Genomic DNA, 18493 nt, shown 5'->3' with positions numbered 1-18493 from the left:
CAGCCGCTACCGGGATTCCACCCGCACCACCGCACCACACCCGAGAAAGGTTCCGCCATGGCAACCCTGATCCACTCCTCCCGCTCGCCGAAGAGCGCGCCCCGAGACGAGGCCAAGCGCCTCGTCCGCCTCCAGCGCGTCGCGATCGTCCTCGCCCTGTTCGTCGCCGCAGCCCTCGCCCTGGGCTCCGCCCTGTTCGGCGGCTCGTCCGCCGACGCCGCCCCCGCCGCCGGCAAGGGCTGGGTGCGCGTCGGGCACCTCTCGCCCGACACCAAGGCCGTCGACGTGCGCCTCACGGCGTTCGCCGGAGGCCAGACCGTCTACGAGCTCGACGGCGTCAAGTACGGCCAGGTCAGCCCCTACAAGCAGCTCCCGACCGGCCGCTACACCGTCGCGATGACCGCGTCGGACGCCCCGAAGTCGGCCAAGCCGGTCATCAGCGCGTCGATCACGGTCGCGACCGACAAGCCGATCACCGTCGTCGCGTACGGCACCAACGACGACCTGCAGACGAACGTCTTCCAGGACGACCTGACGAAGCCGGCGGCCGACAAGGCTCGCGTGCGTCTCGTTCAGGCGGCCACGGTGTCGAAGACCGTCAGCGTCGCCACCAGCACGGGCACGGCGATTGCCGAGGACGCCGCGTTCGGCAGCGCCTCAGGCTACGCCTCCGTCGGCGCCGGCACGTGGAAGCTCGACCTGGACGGCCGTGACAAGAAGGCCGAGGCCACGAAGACGCTGAAGCTCGCCTCGGGCAGCATCAACACGCTGTTCGTGCTCGACAACGCCTCGAACGGCATCACGATCGTGCCCGTCGTCGACAGCGCCGCGACCACCACCACCCCGAAGGGCGGCGTCCAGACCGGCGGCGGCTACGAGGCCACGCACCCCGAGCTGATCCCGACCGCCCTCCCGTTCGAGGCGGTCGCGCCGTAGCCCCCGCGCGCAAGGTCCTGCTCGCCGTCGGCATCGCGGCGGCGCTGGTGGCGACGGCGACGGTGGCGGCCTTCGCGACCGGCGTGCTGCCGGGAGGCGGTGCGCCGGCGCCGGAGGCGGCCTCGACGCCGGGTTCTTCCGGCTCCGCAGTTCCTGCGCGGAGTGCCACCGAGATCGGCACGGCGTTCCTCGCCGACTACGTGCAGCAGGGCGGAGACGATGCCGGTCGCGTCGTGCGCCGCGACCAGGGCGACGACACGGTCAGCGAGGGGCAGGCCTACGGCATGCTCGTCGCGGCCGCTCTCGGCGACGAGAAGTCGTTCGCGTCGATCTGGACGTGGACGAAGACGAACCTCCAGCGATCGGACGGGCTCATGGCGTGGCAGTGGAAGGACGGCGCCGTCGTCGACCCGATGCCCGCGTCGGACGCCGACGTCGACATGGCGCACGCGCTCGTCATGGCGGGCGCCACCTTCGACCGCCCCTCGTGGACGACCGCAGGAGAGACGCTCGCCGGTCACATCATCGACGACCTGACGGTGCAGACGCCCGACGGGCGCATCCTGCTCCCGGGCCCCTGGGCGCAGGGCGACGGCCCCTGGTCGTACAACGCCTCGTACGCCGCACCGTCGAGCTTCCAGGCGCTCGCGAAGGCCACTGGAGACGACCGCTGGTCTCAGCTGCTCGCAGGAACTCGCACGGTCACCACGAAGATCCTCGATTCGAGCGCCCTCCCCAGCGACTGGTCGCAGGTCGCCGCCGACGGCTCGGTCACTCCGCTTCCCGGCCCCACGGGCTCGTCCGGGACCGTGCAGTACGGCTACGACGCCGGCCGCGTGGCCATCCGGTTCGCTCAGTCGTGCCAGCCCGCCGACACTGCGATCGCTGCCCGCCTGGCGGGACCGCTCGCCGACAAGGACCCCCTGCCCATGCAGCTCGACCTCGGCGGGACGGCCCTCAACAGCGACCAGAGCCCGCTCGGCTACGTGGCCCGTGCGGCCGCTCGCGCGAGCGGGTCGGACCGCGCCGGCGCGCAGGCCGACCTCGCGGCGGCCGACCGGCTCGCGCAGTCGACGCCGACCTACTACGGCGCCGCGTGGGACGCCCTCGGAGCGCTGTCGCTGCAGACGGACGCCATGGGCTCGTGCCCCCTCTTGAAAGGCGAATGACATGAGACTCCCTGCACGCGCGAGCGCCACGCTCGCCGCGGCCGCCCTGGTCGTCGCGGGCCTCGCGGCCTGCTCGACCGGCGCGACCACCGAGGCGGCGCCCACCGCGACCGCCACCTCGACGCCGACCCCCGGCCCCGGAGCCGCGGGACGCCTCCAGGACCCGGACGAGAGCTCGCTCTCGAGTGCTCCGGCGGCGGGCGTGGTGCCGACGAAGATCGCCATCGCGAAGCTCGGCGTGTCAGCGGGAATGCAAGACCTCGCGATCGGCGCCCAGGGGGAGCTCGACCCGCCCACCAACGCGACCGACGCCGGCTGGTACGCCAAGGGCGTCGTGCCCGGGGCTGTCGGACCAGCCATCATCGCCGGTCACATCGACTCGACGACCGGGCCCGGTGTCTTCCTGCACCTGGCGCAGCTCGCCGCCGGCGACACCGTCAAGGTGACGCTCTCGTCGGGCGCCGTCCAGACGTGGAGCGTGACCGGAAGCCGCGACGCGCTCAAGTCGGAGTTCCCGACCAGCGACGTCTACGGCACGTCGCCGACGCCGCAGCTGCGCCTCATCACGTGCGGCGGTACCTTCGACGCCTCGATCGGGCACTACGACCAGAACACGATCGTGTTCGCCGACCTGGTGTCGACGACGGCCTAGCCGCCCGGCCCTCTACAGTTGCTGGCGTGTACCGCTTCCTGCGCTTCTTCGTCGTCCGGCCCGTCATGTTCGCGTTCTTCCGGGTGAGGGTGAGCGGCCTCCCGAACATCCCGAAGCGCGGGGGAGTGATCCTCGCCGGCAACCACATCGCCTTCATCGACTCGGTGTTCGTGCCGGCCGTCGTGCTCCGGCCGATGACCTACCTGACAGCCAGCGACTACTTCACGAAGACCGGGTTCGGCGGGCGACTGCTCGGCTGGTTCCTGACGCAGATCGGCCAGCTCCCCATCGACCGGGCGGGCGGCTCGGCCGCCAAGGCCGCGCTCCAGACCGGCCTCGGGGTCCTCGCCTCCGGCGGCGCCCTCGGCATCTACCCCGAGGGTTCCCGGAGCCGTGACGGCAGCCTGCACCGGGGCCGCACCGGGGTGGCGCGGATGGTGCTGTCGTCGGGCGTGCCGATCGTGCCGTTCGGCATCCAGGGGAGCGACCAGGTGATGGTGAAGGGCTCGAAGCTGCCGAGGCGCGCGCGAGTCACGGTCGTCTTCGGCGAGCCGATCCACTTCGAGAAGGTCGAGGGCGACTACGACGCGACGCGGCTGCGTGCGGTCACCGACGAGGTGATGGCCGCGATCGCGGCGCTGACGCCGCAGGAGTACGTCGATTCGTACTCGACGGGTCGAGGAGCATAGGCGCAGCCTCGACGGGTCGAGGAGCATAGGCGCAGCCTCGACTGGTCGAGGAGCATGGGCGCAGCCTCGACGGGTCGAGGAGCATGGGCGCAGGGCGGCGCGGGCGGCGCGCCGCTCAGCGCACGACGGCGACCGAGTGCGGCGGCAGCGCGAGCGACCGGCCGGGCTCGACGGCGGCCGAGCTGGCGAAGAGCACCTGCTCGGAGCGGATCGGGAGCTCGCGGAGTTCCTGCGCGAAGTTCACCGCCACACGGAGGCTGCCGCGCGTGATGACCAGCCAGCGGGCCTTCTCGTCGAAGTCGACCGACAGCGTGGAGCCGCCGAGCGATGGGTCGGTCAGCTCGGGCTCGGCCCGCCGCAGCGCCAGGAGGGCGCGGTAGGCCTCGAGAACGACCGCATGGCGGCCCGACTCGACCTCGGTCCAGTCGAGCTTCGAGTCGGCGAACGTCGACTGCTCCTGCGGGTCGGGCACGGCGGACTCGTCCCAGCCCATGCGGGCGAACTCGGCGATGCGGCCTTTCGCGGTGGCCTCGCCGAGATCGTGCTCGGGGTGCGACGTGAAGAACTGCCACGGCGTCGAGGCCGCCCACTCCTCGCCCATGAAGAGCATCGGGGTGAACGGCGCGGTCAGCGTCAGGGCCGCGGCGATGATCAGCTGGCCGTCATCGAGCGTCGCGGCCAGGCGGTCGCCGATGGCGCGGTTGCCGATCTGATCGTGGTTCTGGTTCGCGACCACGAGGCGCCAGCCGGGCATGCGCTCGGTGTCGATCGGTCGGCCGTGGTACGCGTCGCGGAACGACGACCAGGTGCCGTCGTGGAAGAACCCGCGCGTGAGCACCTTGGCCAGGGCGCCGAGGTGCTCGAAGTCGGCGTAGTAGCCCGAGATCTCGCCGGTCAGCGCCACGTGCACCGAGTGGTGGAAGTCGTCGCTCCACTGCGCGTCGAGGCCGAAGGCCGAGCCTCCGCGACCGGCCGCCTCGCGGGGAGCGACGAGCGACACGTCGTTCTTGTCGCTCTCGGCGATGAGCCACTTCGGGCGGCCGACGTGGGCGGAGAGGCGGGCGGCGCGGATGCCGATCTCCTCGAGCAGGTGCACCGGCGAGTCGTCGACCAGGGCGTGAACGGCATCGAGTCGGAGACCGTCGACGTGGTAGTCGGCGAGCCACAGGGCGGTGTTGTCCGAGATGAACGAGCGCACCTCGTGCGACCCCGTGTCGTCGAGATTGACGCCGGTGCCCCAGGTCGAGGCGTGCTTGTCGGTGAGGTACGGACCGAGCTGCGGCAGGTAGTTGCCGCTCGGGCCGAGGTGGTTGTAGACGACGTCCTGGATGACTCCGAGTCCGCGGTCGTGAGCGGCGTCGACGAAGCGCTGGTAGGCCTCGGGGCCGCCGTAGTTCTCGGTGACGGCGAACCAGTCGACGCCGTCGTAGCCCCAGTTGTGCGTGCCGTTGAACGCATTGACCGGCAGCAGCTCGACGAAGTCGACGCCGAGGTCGACGAGATGGTCGAGGCGGTCGATCGCCGAGTCGAGAGTGCCGGTCGGCGTGAAGGTGCCGATGTGGAGCTCGTAGATCACGGCGCCGGCGAGCGGTCGCGAGGTCCACTCGTCGTCGGTCCACGCGAAGGCCGCCGGGTCGTAGGTCTCGCTCAGGCCGTGCACGCCGTCGGGCTGGCGCAAGGAGCGCGGATCCGGAATCGGCGTGGTCTGGTCGTCGAGCAGGAACCCGTAGCGGCGTCCCGCTGCGCGGTCGAGGCCGGCCGGGGCGCGCCACCATCCCTCGTCGTCCTGGGCGAGGTCGTAGACCTCGCCGTCGAGCTGGAGTCGGACGCGCGCTGGCAGCGGGGCCCAGACGTCGTAGAGAGCCACGGTCATACCTCGGAGTCGGGGGTGGATGAGTCGTCGGGAGCAGGGATCAGCAGCGCCACCGGGTACGTGGAGAGCACATCGGCGAGCCGCAGGCGCGAGCCCGAGTGCCGACGGCCGGTGAGCACGTCGATGCGGTCGCCGCCCGAGAGGTGCAGCACGGTGTCGCGCCAGCCGCCCGATTCGGCGAGCCCGACCGGGAGCCTCGTGGCGACGGCGATGGCCCCGCCGCGATCGACGGCGACGGCCGAGGAGGCCGCCTCGCCGAACACGGGCAGCGGCGCGTACCGCTCGAACAGCTCGGACCGGTCGCGGCGCAGCGTGAGCGCGCGGTGCGTGACGAGCAGCTTGGCGGCGCCGCTCTCGTCGACAGCCGGCGTCTCGCCCTCGTTGATCGCCGCGAGGTACAGGCGGCGCAGGTCGAAGTCGACGGCGCGGCGGTTGTCGGGGTCGACGAGCGAGTAGTCCCACAGCTCGCAGCCCTGGTAGACGTCGGGGGCTCCCGGGCCGGTGAGCTGCAGCAGCTGGAGGCTCAGCGAGTTGCTCCAGCCGGCATCGCGCACGAGATCGACGACGCGGTGCAGCTCGGCCTCGACGCGCTCGTCGTCGAAGCACGAGTCGACGAGGGCATGCATCTTCTCTTCGAACTCGGCGTTCTGGTCGGTCCAGGCGGTCGAGGTGCCGGCCTCCCGCGACGCCTTCTCGGCGTAGTCGTGAAGTCGTTCGCGCGACGCGGGCCAGACCCCGACGATGCTCTGCCAGAGGAGGTTCTCGAACGGCCCGTCGCCGAGCGGCGCCAGTTCGCGAAGGCGTCCGAGCGCGGCCGCCCACTCGACGGCGACTTCCGACAGCACGCTGATGCGGGCACGGACATCCGCCGACCGCTTGGTGTCGTGCGTCGACAGGGTCGTCATGGCGTGCGGGTACGTCGCGAGCCGCTTCTGCTGCCGCTGGTGGAACTCGGCCTGCGAGAGCGCGAAGACGTTCGGCTCGGCACCCACCTCGTTCAACGACACCAGGCGGCTGTAGCGGTAGAAGGCCGTGTCTTCGACGCCCTTGGCCATCACCATGCCGCTCGTCTGCTGGAAGCGCACGGCGGCGGGGTCGCTCGGGTCGCCCAGACGGGCCACGACGTCGGCGATCGCGTCGGTGAGGTCGGGGCGGGCCCGCTCTGCGATGGCCGCGGCTTCGGCGAGCTGCTCGCCGCCCTGCGGCAGATAGCTGCGGTACACGGGGAAGGCGGCGGCGAGCTCGGCCAGAGCTTCGACGGTCGCAGGAACCGGCGCGCCGCCATCGGGCGCGAGCATCCGCGCCAGCCGGTTGATCTCGCTCCCGAGGATCCCGTCGGCGATCCCGAGCTTCGTGCCCAGGATCATGTCGTGCCAGTCGACGGGCTGGCTGCCGTCACGGACGGACGCGTCGAGCGCGCCCAGCGCGGCGGCGCCGTCGGGGTCGACCAGCACGCGGTCGAACTCGCCGAGCGCGTCGTAGCCCGTCGTGCCGGCCGTGGCCCAGTCGTGAGGCAGCTCCTCCGGACCCTCGAGGATCTTCTCGACGAGCACGTGCGCGCCGCCGGTCAGCTCGCGCAGACGGTCGAGGTAGCCCGCGGGGTCGGCGAGGCCGTCCGGGTGGTCGACCCGGAGGCCGTCGGCGATCCCGTCGCGGAACCAGCGGCCGATCTCGGCGTGCGACTCGTCGAATACCCAGGGCTCCTCGACGCGGATGCCGGCGAGGGTGTTGACGGCGAAGAAGCGCCGGTAGTTCAGGTCGGAGTCGGCGCGCTTCCAGTACACGAGCTCGTAGTTCTGGCGAGCGTGGACGTCGACGGGGGAGTCGCCCTCCGAGAAGGTGCCGGGCGCCAGCGGGTAGCGGTTGTCGAAGTAGCGGAGCTCGTCGCCCTCGATCCTGAGGTCGTCGAGGCGGTCGTCGCCGCCGTCGCCGAGGACCGGTATGAGCACCTTGCCGCCGCCCGCCGCCCAGTCGACGTCGAAGGCGGTCGCGTAGCGCGAGTCGGTGCCGTGCTTCAAGAGGTCCCACCACCACGAGTTCGTCGCCGGCGAGGCGACTCCCATGTGGTTCGGCACGATGTCGATGAGCACGCCGAGCCCAAAGAGGTGCGCGCGGTCGGCCAGCGAGTGGAGGCCGACCTCGCCGCCGCGGGCGGGGTCGATGCGCGAGTGGTCGACGACGTCGTACCCGTGGTCGCTGCCCTTCTCGGCTTCGAGCACGGGCGACAGGTAGACCCAGTCGACGCCGAGGTCGCGGAGGTACTGCGTCACGTCGGCCGCGGCGGTCAGGTCGAACGACGCGCGGATCTGGAGCCGGTACGTGGAGAGCGGCCCGTGCTCGCGGGTCATCGGGCGACCTGCTCGATCGCGCGGAGGACCACCATCGAGCGGCCGGCGACAGGCAAGCTGTCGCCGGGCTTCACGGGCGTGGCGGGTCGCTTGGGCAGAACGGTGTCGATGACGACCTCCCATTTATCGGCGTACTCGTCCGTCGGGACGGTGAACGTCACTGTGTCGTCGTGGGCGTTGAAGTAGAGCAGGAAGTTCACGTCGGTGATCCGGCCGCCGCGGGAGTCGCGCCCGTGGATGCCGTTGCCGTTCAGGAACATCCCGATCGAGCGGCCGAAACCGGAGTCCCACTCCTCGGGCTGCATGGCGTCGCCCTCGGGCGTCAGCCAGACGATGTCGGGCAGCGGATCGCCCTCACCCCGGCGGACCGATCGGCCGTCGAAGTAGCGCTGGCGGCGGAACGTCGGGTGGTCGCGGCGAAGGTGGACAAGCTTGGTGGTGAATGCGATGAGGTCGTCGTCGGCGTTCTCCCAGTCGATCCAGCTGAGCTCGTTGTCCTGCGCGTACGTGTTGTTGTTGCCGAGCTGGGTGCGGCCGAGCTCGTCGCCGTGGACGAGCATCGGGACGCCCTGGCTGAGCATCAGCGTGGCGAGGAAGTTGCGGACGCGCTGGCGACGCAGCTGCTCCACCTTCTTGTCTTTGGTGGGGCCCTCCGCGCCGGAGTTCCACGACCGGTTGTGGCTCTCGCCGTCGTTGCCGTTCTCGCCGTTGGCGTCGTTGCGCTTCTCGTTGTACGACACCAGGTCGCGCATCGTGAAGCCGTCGTGCGCGGTGACGAAGTTGATCGACGCGATCGGGCGACGGCCGTCGCGCTGGTAGAGGTCTGCTGATCCTGTGATGCGAGAGGCGAACTCGCCGAGCGTCGCCGGCTCACCCCGCCAGAAGTCGCGCACGGTGTCGCGGTACTTGCCGTTCCACTCGGTCCACTGCGGCGGGAAGTTGCCGACCTGGTAGCCGCCGGGCCCGACGTCCCACGGCTCGGCGATGAGCTTGACCTGCGACACGATCGGATCCTGCTGCACGAGCTCGAAGAAGGTCGAGAGCCGGTCGACCTCGTAGAACTCGCGTGCGAGAGCCGCCGCGAGGTCGAAGCGGAAGCCGTCGACGTGCATCTCGGTGACCCAGTAGCGGAGGGAGTCCATGATCAGCTGGAGCGAGTGCGGGTGACGGACGTTGAGGCTGTTGCCGGTGCCCGTGTAGTCCATGTAGTACTGCTGGTCGTCTTCGACGAGCCGGTAGTAGGCGGCGTTGTCGATGCCCTTGAACGACAGCGTCGGGCCCAGGTGGTTGCCTTCGGCCGTGTGGTTGTAGACGACGTCGATGATGACCTCGATGCCCGCGTCGTGGAGCACGCGGACCATCGTCTTGAACTCCTGCACCTGCTGCCCGTGGTCGAGCACGGACGAGTACTGCTGGTGCGGCGCGAAGAAGCCGATCGTGTTGTAGCCCCAGTAGTTGCGGAGGCCCTTCTCGAGCAGCGTGTTGTCTTGCACGAACTGGTGCACCGGCATCAGCTCGATCGCCGTGACGCCGAGGCTCTTCAGGTGCTCGATGATCACCGGGTTCGCGACGCCGGCGTAGGTGCCGCGCTCGTGCTCGGGGATGCCGGGGTGCGTCTCCGTCAGGCCCTTGACGTGCGCCTCGTAGATGACCGACTCGTCGTAGCTGTACTTGGGCGGCCGGTCGCCCTGCCAGTCGAAGTACGGGTTGATGACGACGCCCATCATCATGTGCGGGGCGCTGTCCTTGTCGTTCCGGGAATCGGGCGCGCCGAAGTTGTACGCGAACAGCGCCTCGTCCCAGTCGATCTCGCCGGCCGTGGCCTTGGCGTACGGGTCGAGGAGCAGCTTGTTCGGGTTGGCCCGGTGCCCCGTGGCGGGGTCGTACTGGCCGTGGACGCGGTAGCCGTAGACCTGGCCGGGCTGCACGCTCGGCAGGTAGGCGTGCCACACGTAGGCGTCCACCTCGACGAGGTCGACGCGCGTCTCGACGCCCTGATCGTCGAACAGGCACAGCTGCACCAGATCTGCCGCTTCGGAGTAGATCGCGAAATTGGTACCGCTGCCGTCGTACGTCGCACCCAGGGGATAGGGGTTGCCGGGCCAGGTGATCATCGAACCTCCGTCAGGACTCGTTACAGCCTAGGGGCGTTGGCTGTGCCTGTCCGGGCGTATGGTCGGGTTCCGGACCGCGACACCCGCGCGTCGCATCCGTCGCGACGTGCTCGCGGCGCACGCGAAGGAGCTGGCATGAAGATCGTCGTCATCGGAGCAACGGGGCACGTCGGGGGCTATCTCGTGCCGAGGCTGGTGCTCGCCGGGCACGACGTCGTGGCCGTCAGCCGGGGCGTCAGCGCCCCCTACCGGTCGGACCCGGCGTGGAACCGCGTCGAGCGCATCGTCCTCGACCGCGAGGCCGACCCCGGCTTCTCCACCGCCATCCGCGACCTGGGTGCCGACGTCGTCATCGACATGGTCTGCTTCACGCCCGAGTCGGCCCAGCAGCTGGTCGACGCCCTTCGCGGCACCGGCGCGTTCCTGGTGCACTGCGGAACGATCTGGGTGCACGGGCCGAGCCTCGAGGTCCCGATCACCGAAGACGCCGAGCGGACGCCCTACGGGTCCTACGGCGTCGGCAAGGCCGCGATCGAGAAGCTCCTCCTCGCCGAGGCGCGCAGACCGGGCGGTCTCCGCTCGACCGTCCTGCACCCGGGTCACATCACCGGGCCGGGCTGGCCGATGATCAACGCGCAGGGCAATCTCGACCTCGGCGTCTGGAACGACCTCGCCGCTGGCCGCGAGGTAGCGATCCCGAACTTCGGCCTCGAGACCGTCCACCACGTCCACGCCGACGACGTCGCTCAGGCGTTCCAGCTCGCGGCTGAGCGGCAGCCGACCGGGGAGTCGTTCCACGTCGTCTCGGAGCGAGCGATGTCCCTCCGCGGCGTCGCGACCGGCATCGCCCGGTGGTACGGCGTCGAGCCGAACCTCACCTTCCTGCCGTTCCGCGACTTCCGCGCGACGACGACGGCCGAGCACGCCGACGCGAGCCACGAGCACATCGGGCGGAGCCACTCGGTCTCGATCGAGAAGGCGCGGCGGCTGCTCGGCTACGCACCCCGCTACACGTCGCTGCAGGCGATCCAGGAGGGGCTCGACTGGCTGAGGGCGGACGGACAGCTGGAACTGCAACCGGCCTGACGCGGCATCACTTCGCGAGGGAGCCGGCCTTCTCGGCCTTCTCCTCGACCGCCGCGGGGCTCTGCGGGTCGACGTACAGCCGCGCGAGCATCCACTTCCAGACCGGCTCGAACACGGGCGTGCCGTCGGCGTCGAGCGGGGTCGAGTCGGTGATGGTCCGCAGGTGCGAGAGGCGGCCGTCGCCGAGGTAGAGCGTGGTCACGAGGCGGTGCACGCCGGTATCGGAAGCGGCGGGGACCGGCACCCTCGAGCGAACCACGGGCCCGGCGAGGCCGAGTTCCTGCCAGGAATTCAGGATTCGCCCGTAGAACGCGTCGCCCCACGAGTCGAACCCGTACATGCGGCTGGCAGGGGTCGCGCTCCGGGTGTCGAGCCACGACGCCTTGGCGTCGGCGTCGGTGATGATCGGAGACGCGAACGTCAGCTGGCCCTTCACGTCGTGACGGTGGGCGATGTACGCCGACTCGCCGCCACCCTGGGAGTGGCCGGCGACGACGATGCTCTTCCACTTGATGAAGCCGTCGTCGCTGTACTGGCCCCAGCCGCCGTTCGGGTCGGCCTTCTGCAGGTACGCGAGGGACGCGCGGAGGCGCGCGAGCACCGAGTTGGCGGCGCCAATCTTGCTGAAGTGGTTGGGGGCGCTACCGTTGAAGCGGTTCTGCTGCACCATCGTGTAGCACCGGGCGTCGACCCCGCAGGTGGTGGCGACCGACTTGCCGCGATTGAAGTAGTCGAGCCCGAGCACGTGGTAGCCGGCCTCGGCCGCCGTCGTCAAGAACCTGCGGTAGTCGTTCGGGATGTGGCCGGTCGCGGGCAGGAAGAGCAGCAGCGGGCCGTCCGCGACCGAGCGCGCCGCCCAGTTGCGGGCGTCGGGCTCGACCACCGTGCCGGTGATCAGGCCGAGGCGGAAGCTGTACGGGTTGACGGTCAGCGCATCGCCGGCCGGGCCTGCGTCTCCCGCCGCGATGCTGCTCGATCCGCCGCCCGTCGCCACCTGCGACCGGTCGCTCTGCCGGTCACGCGATGCCGCCGGGGGAGCCGTCGTCGACGCGGTGGGCTCGCCCTCCGGCCCCGCGGCCGTGACGCCGCCCGCCTTGCGGCCGCCTGAGCCGGGCATCGGGAAGTCGGGCGTGGCCGGACCCGCGATCGCCAGGCCCGCGGGAAGCCCCGGCGCGTGGCCGGCGGTCTGCCGAGTGTCGGAGCCGGTCTCGACCGACACGAGCACCAGGCCCGCCACGCCGAGGACAGCGAGCAGAGCGAGACCGCGCGTCACCCTCCCCGACTTCATCCTCCATTGCTAACACAGCAAGGTGGACGCCCCATGGCCGGCGTGCGGCCTGGCGCGCGCTGGCCGGGCCTGGCGCTCGCCGGCCCGGTCGCTTCGGCGGGTGCTCGTCGGTCTCGGCGCGTCGCCGGGGACGCGCCCACGCCGACCGGCCCCCGCCGACCCTCCCGGATCAGTAGATCTGCCCGAAATTCCCGGGTGCCGATCCGCCGGAAGCAGCCGAGGCGTCCACTTCGAGAAGGTCGCCGGTGCGGGCGTCCACCGTGATCTGCGTCGAATTCGCGGCTACATGGTTCTCGAGCTGCGCCAGCGATCTCATGCTGGGGAGGCCCCTGACCATCACGCCTTCGATCGACTGCGTCGAGACAGCCGACGGCGCAGAGGAGTGCGGGCTCGGATCGGCAACGACGGGGGACGCGGCGGCTACGCAGAGGGCGGCGGCACATACCGCGACGAAAACGGTAGCGGGACGATTCATTCGATTCTCCTGGTCGGTTTCGGGTTGTGTGTACAGAACCTTACATTCAAATTCGATCTCAGGAACCACGGCGTGGCGAGCCGCGCTAGAGTGGGCGCCACAACACACGGGAGTCCGGTGAGCCGGGCTGAGAGGAAGCGATCCACGCTTCGACCGTCGAACCTGATCCGGATCATGCCGGCGCAGGGAGGAGATCTGACCATGTCTGTTTCTGCACGCACTCGCGAGGCGTCGACTGCCACGACCACGAAGCCCGCTCGCCGGTGGCGGGTCGTCGACATCGTCGTCGCCAGCGTCCTCGGAGTCGCCTCCGGCGTCATCTTCTGGGCGTGGGGCCTCGCCTGGACTCCGCTCAGCGGCGTCCTGGCCTTCTCGCCCGGGCTCGACGGTCTGCTCGCAGGCGGCTGGCTGTTCGCCGGCGTGCTCGGCGGGCTCGTCATCCGGAAGCCCGGCGCGGCGCTCTACACCGAGATTGTCGCCGCCGTGGTCTCGATGCTCGTCGGCACCCAGTGGGGATTCTCGACGCTCATCTGGGGCATCCTGGAGGGCCTCGGAGCCGAGCTCGTCCTCGCGCTGTTCCTGTACAAGTCGTGGCGTCTCGGGACCGCCCTCCTGGCCGGCGCTGGAGCGGGACTCGTGACCGGCCTGCTCGACACCAACTTCTCGAGCGTCGCCGCGCTCGCCGCCGAGTTCAAGGTCGTCTACATCGTCTCGGCCGTCGTCTCGGGCGTCGTGCTCGCCGGCCTCCTGTCGTGGCTCGCCGTCCGCGGCCTCGCCGCCTCGGGCGCCCTGTCGCGATTCGCGTCCGGGCGGTCGGCGAAGAAGCTGGTCTGACCGGTGGCCTCCGCAGGCGGGGGCGGGGGCTCCAGGGTCGAAGCGCGCGGCTGGTCGTGGCGGCATGCGGGCAGGCGAGTTCCTGCGGTCCGGGATCTCGACCTCGTGATCGAACCGGGGGAGCGCGTGCTGCTGCTGGGCGCGTCGGGCGCGGGGAAGTCGACCCTGCTCGCCGGGCTGGCGGGCGTGCTCGGCGGTGACGACGAGGGCGACGAGACGGGCTCGCTGACTCTCGACGGCGCGTCAGCCGCCTCGCAACGCGGGCGCGCCGGGCTCGTGCTGCAGGACCCGGACTCGCAGGTGATCCTCGCGCGTGTCGGCGACGACGTGGCGTTCGGGCCCGAGAACCTCGGGGTGCCGCGCGACGAGATCTGGCGTCGGGTGCGCTCGGCCCTCGATGCCGTCGGGCTCGACCTGCCGCTCGATCGCTCGACGTCGGAGCTCTCGGGCGGCCAGAAGCAGCGGCTCGCGCTCGCCGGAGCCCTCGCCATGCAGCCGGGCCTCCTGCTGCTCGATGAGCCGACGGCCAACCTCGATCCCGCCGGAGTCACCGAGGTGCGCGACGCCGTCGCCCGGGTCGTCGCGCGGACGGGAGCCACCCTGGTGGTCGTCGAGCACCGCGTGTCGGTCTGGCTGCCCGTCGTCGACCGGGTCGTCGTGCTCGCACCCGGCGGGGGAGTCGTCGCCGACGGCACTCCCGACGTGGTACTCGCCGCCCGCGTTGCCGAGCTCGCCGAGTCGGGCGTCTGGGTGCCCGGCGTCGCTCCCGCCTTACCGGCACGAGTTCCGTCGCCGTCGTCTCCGCTGCTCGAGATCGACCGCCTGTCGGTCGGCCGTCGACCTCGCGTCGCCGTCGCCGACGGCATCACCGCGACGGTCTCGTCGGGGCGCGCCCTCGCGGTCACCGGCCCGAACGGCGTCGGCAAGTCGACGCTCGCCCTCACTGCGGCCGGGCTCCTGCCACCCGTCGGCGGCCGGCTCCGCGCCTCCGGACCCCTCAGCCTCGGGACTTCCGACCACCCCATCGACTGGAAGTCGCGCGAGTTGCTGACGCGCATCGGCACCGTCTTCCAGGATCCCGAGCACCAGTTCTTAGCGTCGACGCTGCGGCAGGAACTGGCGACCGGACCACGGGCCCTCCGCCTCGCGCCGCGCGACATCGCCGACCGCACCGACGAGCTCCTCCACCGCCTGAGGCTCGACCACCTGGCCGAGGCCAACCCGTTCACGCTGTCGGGGGGCGAGAAGCGCCGGCTGTCGGTCGCCACCGTCCTTGCGACGAGACCGCGGATCGTCGTGCTCGACGAGCCGACCTTCGGGCAGGATGCCCGGACCTGGCGCGAGCTCGTCGCGCTGTGCGCCGAGCTGCTCGACACCGGCAGCGGCATCGTCGCCGTCACGCACGACGCCGAGTTCGTCGACTCGCTCGCTGACGAGGTGCTCGAGCTCGGGGGCGCCTCCGCCCACGCGGTCTCGCGCGTCTCGGCGTCGATCGGGGCGTCGGCATGACCGTGCTCGCGACCATCGCCACCCAGCGGGTTATCGGCCGCGTCAACCCGGTCGCGAAGCTGCTCGCCGCCGTCGTGCTCAGCCTCACGCTGCTGCTGTCGATAGACTGGGTGTCGGCCGGCGTCGCCCTCGTGCTCGAAGCCGGGCTGCTCGCATGGGCCGGCCTGACGCCCGGGCAGCTGCTCCGCCGTACGGCTCCGCTGTGGATCGCCGCGCCCCTCGCCTTCATCACGACCTGCCTCTACGGCCGGGATTCCGGCGCGGCGCTCCTGACGCCGGGATTCATCACCGTCACCCAGGGCTCCGTCGCCCTCGGCCTGGCCATCGGACTGCGCATCCTCGCCATCGGAATCCCCGGCATCGTGCTCTTCGCCACGACCGACCCGACCGATCTCGCCGACGGCCTCGCGCAGGTTCTGCGGCTGCCCAGCCGGTTCGTGCTCGGGGCGCTCGCCGGCATCCGCCTGGTGGGGCTGTTCCAGGACGACTGGCGCCAGCTCGGGCTGGCTCGCCGCGCGCGCGGCGTCGCCGACGTCGGCGGTCTCATCGGCCGCATCCGCCGCGGGGCGGGCATGGCCTTCGCCCTGCTCGTCCTGTCGGTGCGACGCGGCAGCAAGCTCGCCACAGCGATGGAGGCCCGGGGGTTCGGCTCGGACATCGAGCGGACCTGGGCCCGGCCCTCGACCTTCGGCCGGCCGGAGTGGACGCTCGTCGCGATAGCAGCCCTGATCGCGGCTGTGGCCGTCGTCTGCGCTGTCGGCGCGGGCACCTGGGAGATCGTCGTTGGCTGACCTGACGGCGCCGGGTGTCGTCGATGAGCTCGCCCGCCGCGCCCTCGAGTCGGCCTCGAGGCCGGTGGTGCTCATCGACGGCCGCTCGGGCTCGGGCAAGACGACACTCGCCCGGGCTCTCGCTCCGCTCGTCGACGGCTGCCAGCTGGTGGAGCTCGACGACGTGTACCCGGGATGGCGCGGACTGGACGCCGCCTCGCGCGGCGTATCGGAGACGATCCTCGCCCCGGAAGGGCCGGGCCACCGTCGCTGGGACTGGGACGCCGGCACGGCGACCGACTGGCGCGCGCTCGATCCGCTGCTGCCGATCGTCGTCGAGGGTGCCGGGGCGATCACCCCGGCGTCCGCGGCCCTGGCGACCCTTCGGGTCTGGGTCGAGCTGCCTGACGACGAGCGCTTCGCCCGCGTGCTGGCGCGATCGGACGGCGACGCGTACGCCCGGACCGAGTGGTGGACCATCTGGGCGGCGCAGGAGGACGACCACCTGCGCCGCAACCACCCCCGGAGCCTGGCCGACGTCGAGGTCATCGGCTAGCTCCCCTTTTTCGCCGGCAGCGCTCCCGCCTCACGGAGCAACTCGTCGACCGCCGGCACGATCTTCTTCGCGAACGCCGTGGTCAGGTGCACGCGATCCTCCTTCACCGGCGCCGTGCCGATGAACGCGGGGCAGAGGTCGGACGCGCACAGCATCGGCCGGGGGTCGACGACGACACCCGTGCGCTTCTCGATCACGGTGGAGTCGGAGTCGAACCGAGTGAACCACGTCTTCTGGGTGCGAGTCAGGCAGTTGGCGGGGGTGCTCCGCGGCGTGTAGCACGCCACGATGTCGGCTTCGTCGGGCGGCGGAGCCAGAAGGGCGATCTTCGACTCGTCCGGGATCGCGCCGAGGTGCTCGGCCAGCCCGCCCGACCAGCGCTCCGCCGTGACGGGTGCGCCGGTGTCGTCGTCGGTCAGCTCCTGGTACGAGTTGGTCACGATGACGAGATCTGGCTTCGACTGACGCAGGAACTCGACCGTCTCGGAATTGTGCTGCGCGCACCTCGCCAGGATCCCGGCCGTGTCGTTCTGGATGGGTACGGCGACGAAGGGGCACGCGAACATGGCCCGGTTCTGCAGCCGCAGCCCGCTGTTCTCGGAGGTCGCGACGCCGACGAGGGAGTCGAGGTAGTGCATCGCCGTGGAGTCGCCCACGAGCACCGCAGTCGTCTCGGCATCGGCCGCGCCCCACGTGCACTCCTCCTGGGGGATCCCGCGCTCGTCGGCCTCGCCGCAGCGCAGCACATCGCTGCCTTCCCGGCTGCCGTCGAGAACCGAGTCGAGGCTGGGGTCGAGCGCGGGCCAGGCATTCGCGGCGAGAGCCGCGCGGATCTCCGTCTGGAGGGCGGCGACCGCGGGGCCGGCTGTCGCCTCGGCTGCCGCTTCGCCCGTCGCCGACGGGTCCGGCGTCACCGCCCCGGCCGCCGCCGCGGGCGGGAGGACGGGCGTCACCGGGGACTCGCCAGGCAGCAGCGCAGCCGCGAGGCCGAGCGTCGTCGCGCCGACGAGCACGCCCAGCCCGGCACGGCGGACGCCCGGCCCGACCTCGGCCCGCCACGCCGACCATCGCCGGCGCCGCCGCTCGGGAGACAGCCCCGTCGTCGGCCACGGCGATCGGAGCGCGGGCATTTCGATCAGGGCGTGCGAGGCCGCGGAGAGAACCACGCTGAACGCGATCAGCACTGCAGGGGCCCACGGAGCGTCGGGTAGGAGCGTGGCTCCGAGGATCACGACCGGGAAGTGCCACAGGTAGAGCGCGTAGGACAGCGTGCCCAGTCGCTGAGCGAGCGGATTGGACAGGAGCGGGCACCACGGCTGGCTGCTGCCGGTCGAGCCCGTTCCTGACGAGACCGTTCCGGACGCAATCACCGCCGCCGTAGCGAGAACCGGCGCCAGCGCCCACGGTCCCGGCAGGGGGAAGGAGTCGTCGAGGAGGAACAGGCTCGCCCCGATTCCGGCCAGGCCGCTCCAGCACAGTACCGTGCGAGCCGCCCCGGGCAGGCCCGCGAGAGCCGGCGCCATCACGGCGAGGAGCGCGCCCGCCCCGAGCTCCCAGGAGCGAGTCGCCGTCGAGAAGTACGCGCTCGTCGGGTTGGCGGCCGTCACGACCACCGCCACGATGAACGAAGCGGCAACGCTCGCCCCGAGGACCCCGCCCAGCGCGAGGCGACGAGCGCGGTCGGACGCCCTCCTGGTAGCCACGAGCACCACCGCGATGACGGCCGGCCAGACGAAGTAGAACTGCTCCTCGACCGAGAGCGACCAGAAGTGCTGGAGAGGGGAGACTGGTCCCTGCGACTGGAAGTAGTCGGTCCCGGCTCGCTCGAAGCGCACGTTGGCGCCGAAGGCGGCGGCCCAGAGCGCGTCGACACCGATCTGGCCGGCGCGCGCCGCATTCACTGTGAGGCGGGCGGCGACGACAGTCGCCGCGAGGACGACGACGGCCAGCGGCAGGATCCGCTTCACTCGACGGACGTAGAACGCGCGGAAGTCGATCCGCCCCGATCGCTCAGCCTCGCGGATCAGCAGGCCTGTGATCAGGAAGCCCGAGATGACGAAGAACACGTCGACGCCGAGGAACCCGCCGGACGGCCAGGCCACGGTGTGATCGAGGACGACCGCGCCGACGGCGACGGCCCGCAGGCCCTGGATGTCGGCGCGAAGGACGGTCGGGGCTGTCATCGGGCTCCTCC

Annotated in this window: 15 protein-coding genes and 1 riboswitch; of the genes, 9 read left to right on the top strand and 6 right to left on the bottom strand. The window is 71.3% G+C overall.

Features of this window, described 5'->3' with window-relative positions; genetic code table 11:
* The first annotated feature begins 57 nt into the window (after positions 1 to 57).
* Genes AC07TY_RS08965 through AC07TY_RS08950 form a run of 4 tightly spaced genes read left to right on the top strand, consistent with a single transcriptional unit; the run spans position 58 to position 3446 of the window.
* Complete coding sequence (locus tag AC07TY_RS08965) at positions 58 to 936, top strand: DUF4397 domain-containing protein (RefSeq protein ID WP_494785097.1); 879 nt, start codon at positions 58 to 60, stop codon at positions 934 to 936.
* Between the two features lie 47 nt (positions 937 to 983).
* Positions 984 to 2105 (top strand): family 8 glycosyl hydrolase, encoded by a 1122-nt coding sequence (locus AC07TY_RS08960; RefSeq protein ID WP_494785096.1) that lies wholly within the window; start codon positions 984 to 986, stop codon positions 2103 to 2105.
* Position 2106: 1 nt separating this feature from the next.
* Positions 2107 to 2757: a sortase domain-containing protein gene (locus AC07TY_RS08955; protein WP_494785095.1), complete on the top strand. Its 651-nt coding sequence runs from the start codon at positions 2107 to 2109 to the stop codon at positions 2755 to 2757.
* A 26-nt stretch (positions 2758 to 2783) separates the two neighbouring features.
* Positions 2784 to 3446, top strand: coding sequence for a lysophospholipid acyltransferase family protein (locus AC07TY_RS08950; protein ID WP_494785094.1), 663 nt, complete (start codon positions 2784 to 2786; stop codon positions 3444 to 3446).
* A gap of 115 nt (positions 3447 to 3561) precedes the next feature.
* Here the strand turns inward: AC07TY_RS08950 and treZ are convergent, their stop codons facing one another.
* Genes treZ through glgX form a run of 3 tightly spaced genes read right to left on the bottom strand, consistent with a single transcriptional unit; the run spans position 3562 to position 9781 of the window.
* Positions 3562 to 5319 (bottom strand): malto-oligosyltrehalose trehalohydrolase, encoded by a 1758-nt coding sequence (gene treZ, locus AC07TY_RS08945; RefSeq protein WP_494785093.1) that lies wholly within the window; start codon positions 5317 to 5319, stop codon positions 3562 to 3564.
* Positions 5316 to 7667, bottom strand: coding sequence for a malto-oligosyltrehalose synthase (gene treY, locus AC07TY_RS08940; RefSeq protein WP_488625819.1), 2352 nt, complete (start codon positions 7665 to 7667; stop codon positions 5316 to 5318). Before treY ends, treZ begins: the two co-directional genes overlap by 4 nt.
* Positions 7664 to 9781, bottom strand: a complete 2118-nt coding sequence (gene glgX / locus AC07TY_RS08935; RefSeq protein WP_123506118.1) for a glycogen debranching protein GlgX — start codon at positions 9779 to 9781, stop codon at positions 7664 to 7666. The genes treY and glgX overlap by 4 nt, the downstream gene beginning before the upstream one ends.
* Before the next feature lie 135 nt (positions 9782 to 9916).
* Between glgX and AC07TY_RS08930 the strand changes: the two genes are divergently transcribed.
* Positions 9917 to 10867 carry an NAD-dependent epimerase/dehydratase family protein gene (locus AC07TY_RS08930; protein WP_488625820.1) on the top strand — a complete coding sequence of 317 codons (951 nt, stop codon included), beginning with the start codon at positions 9917 to 9919 and terminating at the stop codon, positions 10865 to 10867.
* Positions 10868 to 10874: 7 nt separating this feature from the next.
* Here the strand turns inward: AC07TY_RS08930 and AC07TY_RS08925 are convergent, their stop codons facing one another.
* The gene (locus tag AC07TY_RS08925) at positions 10875 to 12155 is read right to left on the bottom strand and encodes a BPSS1187 family protein (RefSeq protein ID WP_494785092.1); all 1281 of its coding nucleotides are present in this window, start codon (positions 12153 to 12155) and stop codon (positions 10875 to 10877) included.
* A 169-nt stretch (positions 12156 to 12324) separates the two neighbouring features.
* Entirely contained in the window at positions 12325 to 12630 is a 306-nt protein-coding gene (locus AC07TY_RS08920) for a hypothetical protein (protein ID WP_494785091.1), read from the bottom strand.
* A 96-nt stretch (positions 12631 to 12726) separates the two neighbouring features.
* Positions 12727 to 12837: riboswitch (TPP riboswitch) on the top strand.
* Between AC07TY_RS08920 and AC07TY_RS08915 the strand changes: the two genes are divergently transcribed.
* The 4 genes from AC07TY_RS08915 to AC07TY_RS08900 all read left to right on the top strand — a co-directional run bounded on the left by AC07TY_RS08915 (position 12832) and on the right by AC07TY_RS08900 (position 16299).
* Complete coding sequence (locus tag AC07TY_RS08915) at positions 12832 to 13464, top strand: ECF transporter S component (protein WP_488625823.1); 633 nt, start codon at positions 12832 to 12834, stop codon at positions 13462 to 13464. (Overlaps the previous riboswitch by 6 nt.)
* A gap of 3 nt (positions 13465 to 13467) precedes the next feature.
* Positions 13468 to 14973 (top strand): ABC transporter ATP-binding protein, encoded by a 1506-nt coding sequence (locus AC07TY_RS08910; protein ID WP_494785090.1) that lies wholly within the window; start codon positions 13468 to 13470, stop codon positions 14971 to 14973.
* Entirely contained in the window at positions 14970 to 15764 is a 795-nt protein-coding gene (locus tag AC07TY_RS08905) for an energy-coupling factor transporter transmembrane component T family protein (RefSeq protein ID WP_494785089.1), read from the top strand. The genes AC07TY_RS08910 and AC07TY_RS08905 overlap by 4 nt, the downstream gene beginning before the upstream one ends.
* The gene (locus tag AC07TY_RS08900) at positions 15757 to 16299 is read left to right on the top strand and encodes a nucleoside/nucleotide kinase family protein (RefSeq protein WP_494785088.1); all 543 of its coding nucleotides are present in this window, start codon (positions 15757 to 15759) and stop codon (positions 16297 to 16299) included. Before AC07TY_RS08905 ends, AC07TY_RS08900 begins: the two co-directional genes overlap by 8 nt.
* Here AC07TY_RS08900 and AC07TY_RS08895 read toward each other — a convergent pair.
* Positions 16296 to 18482 carry an acyltransferase family protein gene (locus tag AC07TY_RS08895; protein WP_494785087.1) on the bottom strand — a complete coding sequence of 729 codons (2187 nt, stop codon included), beginning with the start codon at positions 18480 to 18482 and terminating at the stop codon, positions 16296 to 16298. The two genes, AC07TY_RS08900 and AC07TY_RS08895, sit on opposite strands and share 4 nt — an antisense overlap.
* Between the last annotated feature and the right edge of the window lie 11 nt (positions 18483 to 18493).

Source organism: Frondihabitans sp. GW821-FHT04F02 (assembly GCF_059420045.1).
This window is presented reverse-complemented; position numbering and strand designations above follow the sequence as displayed.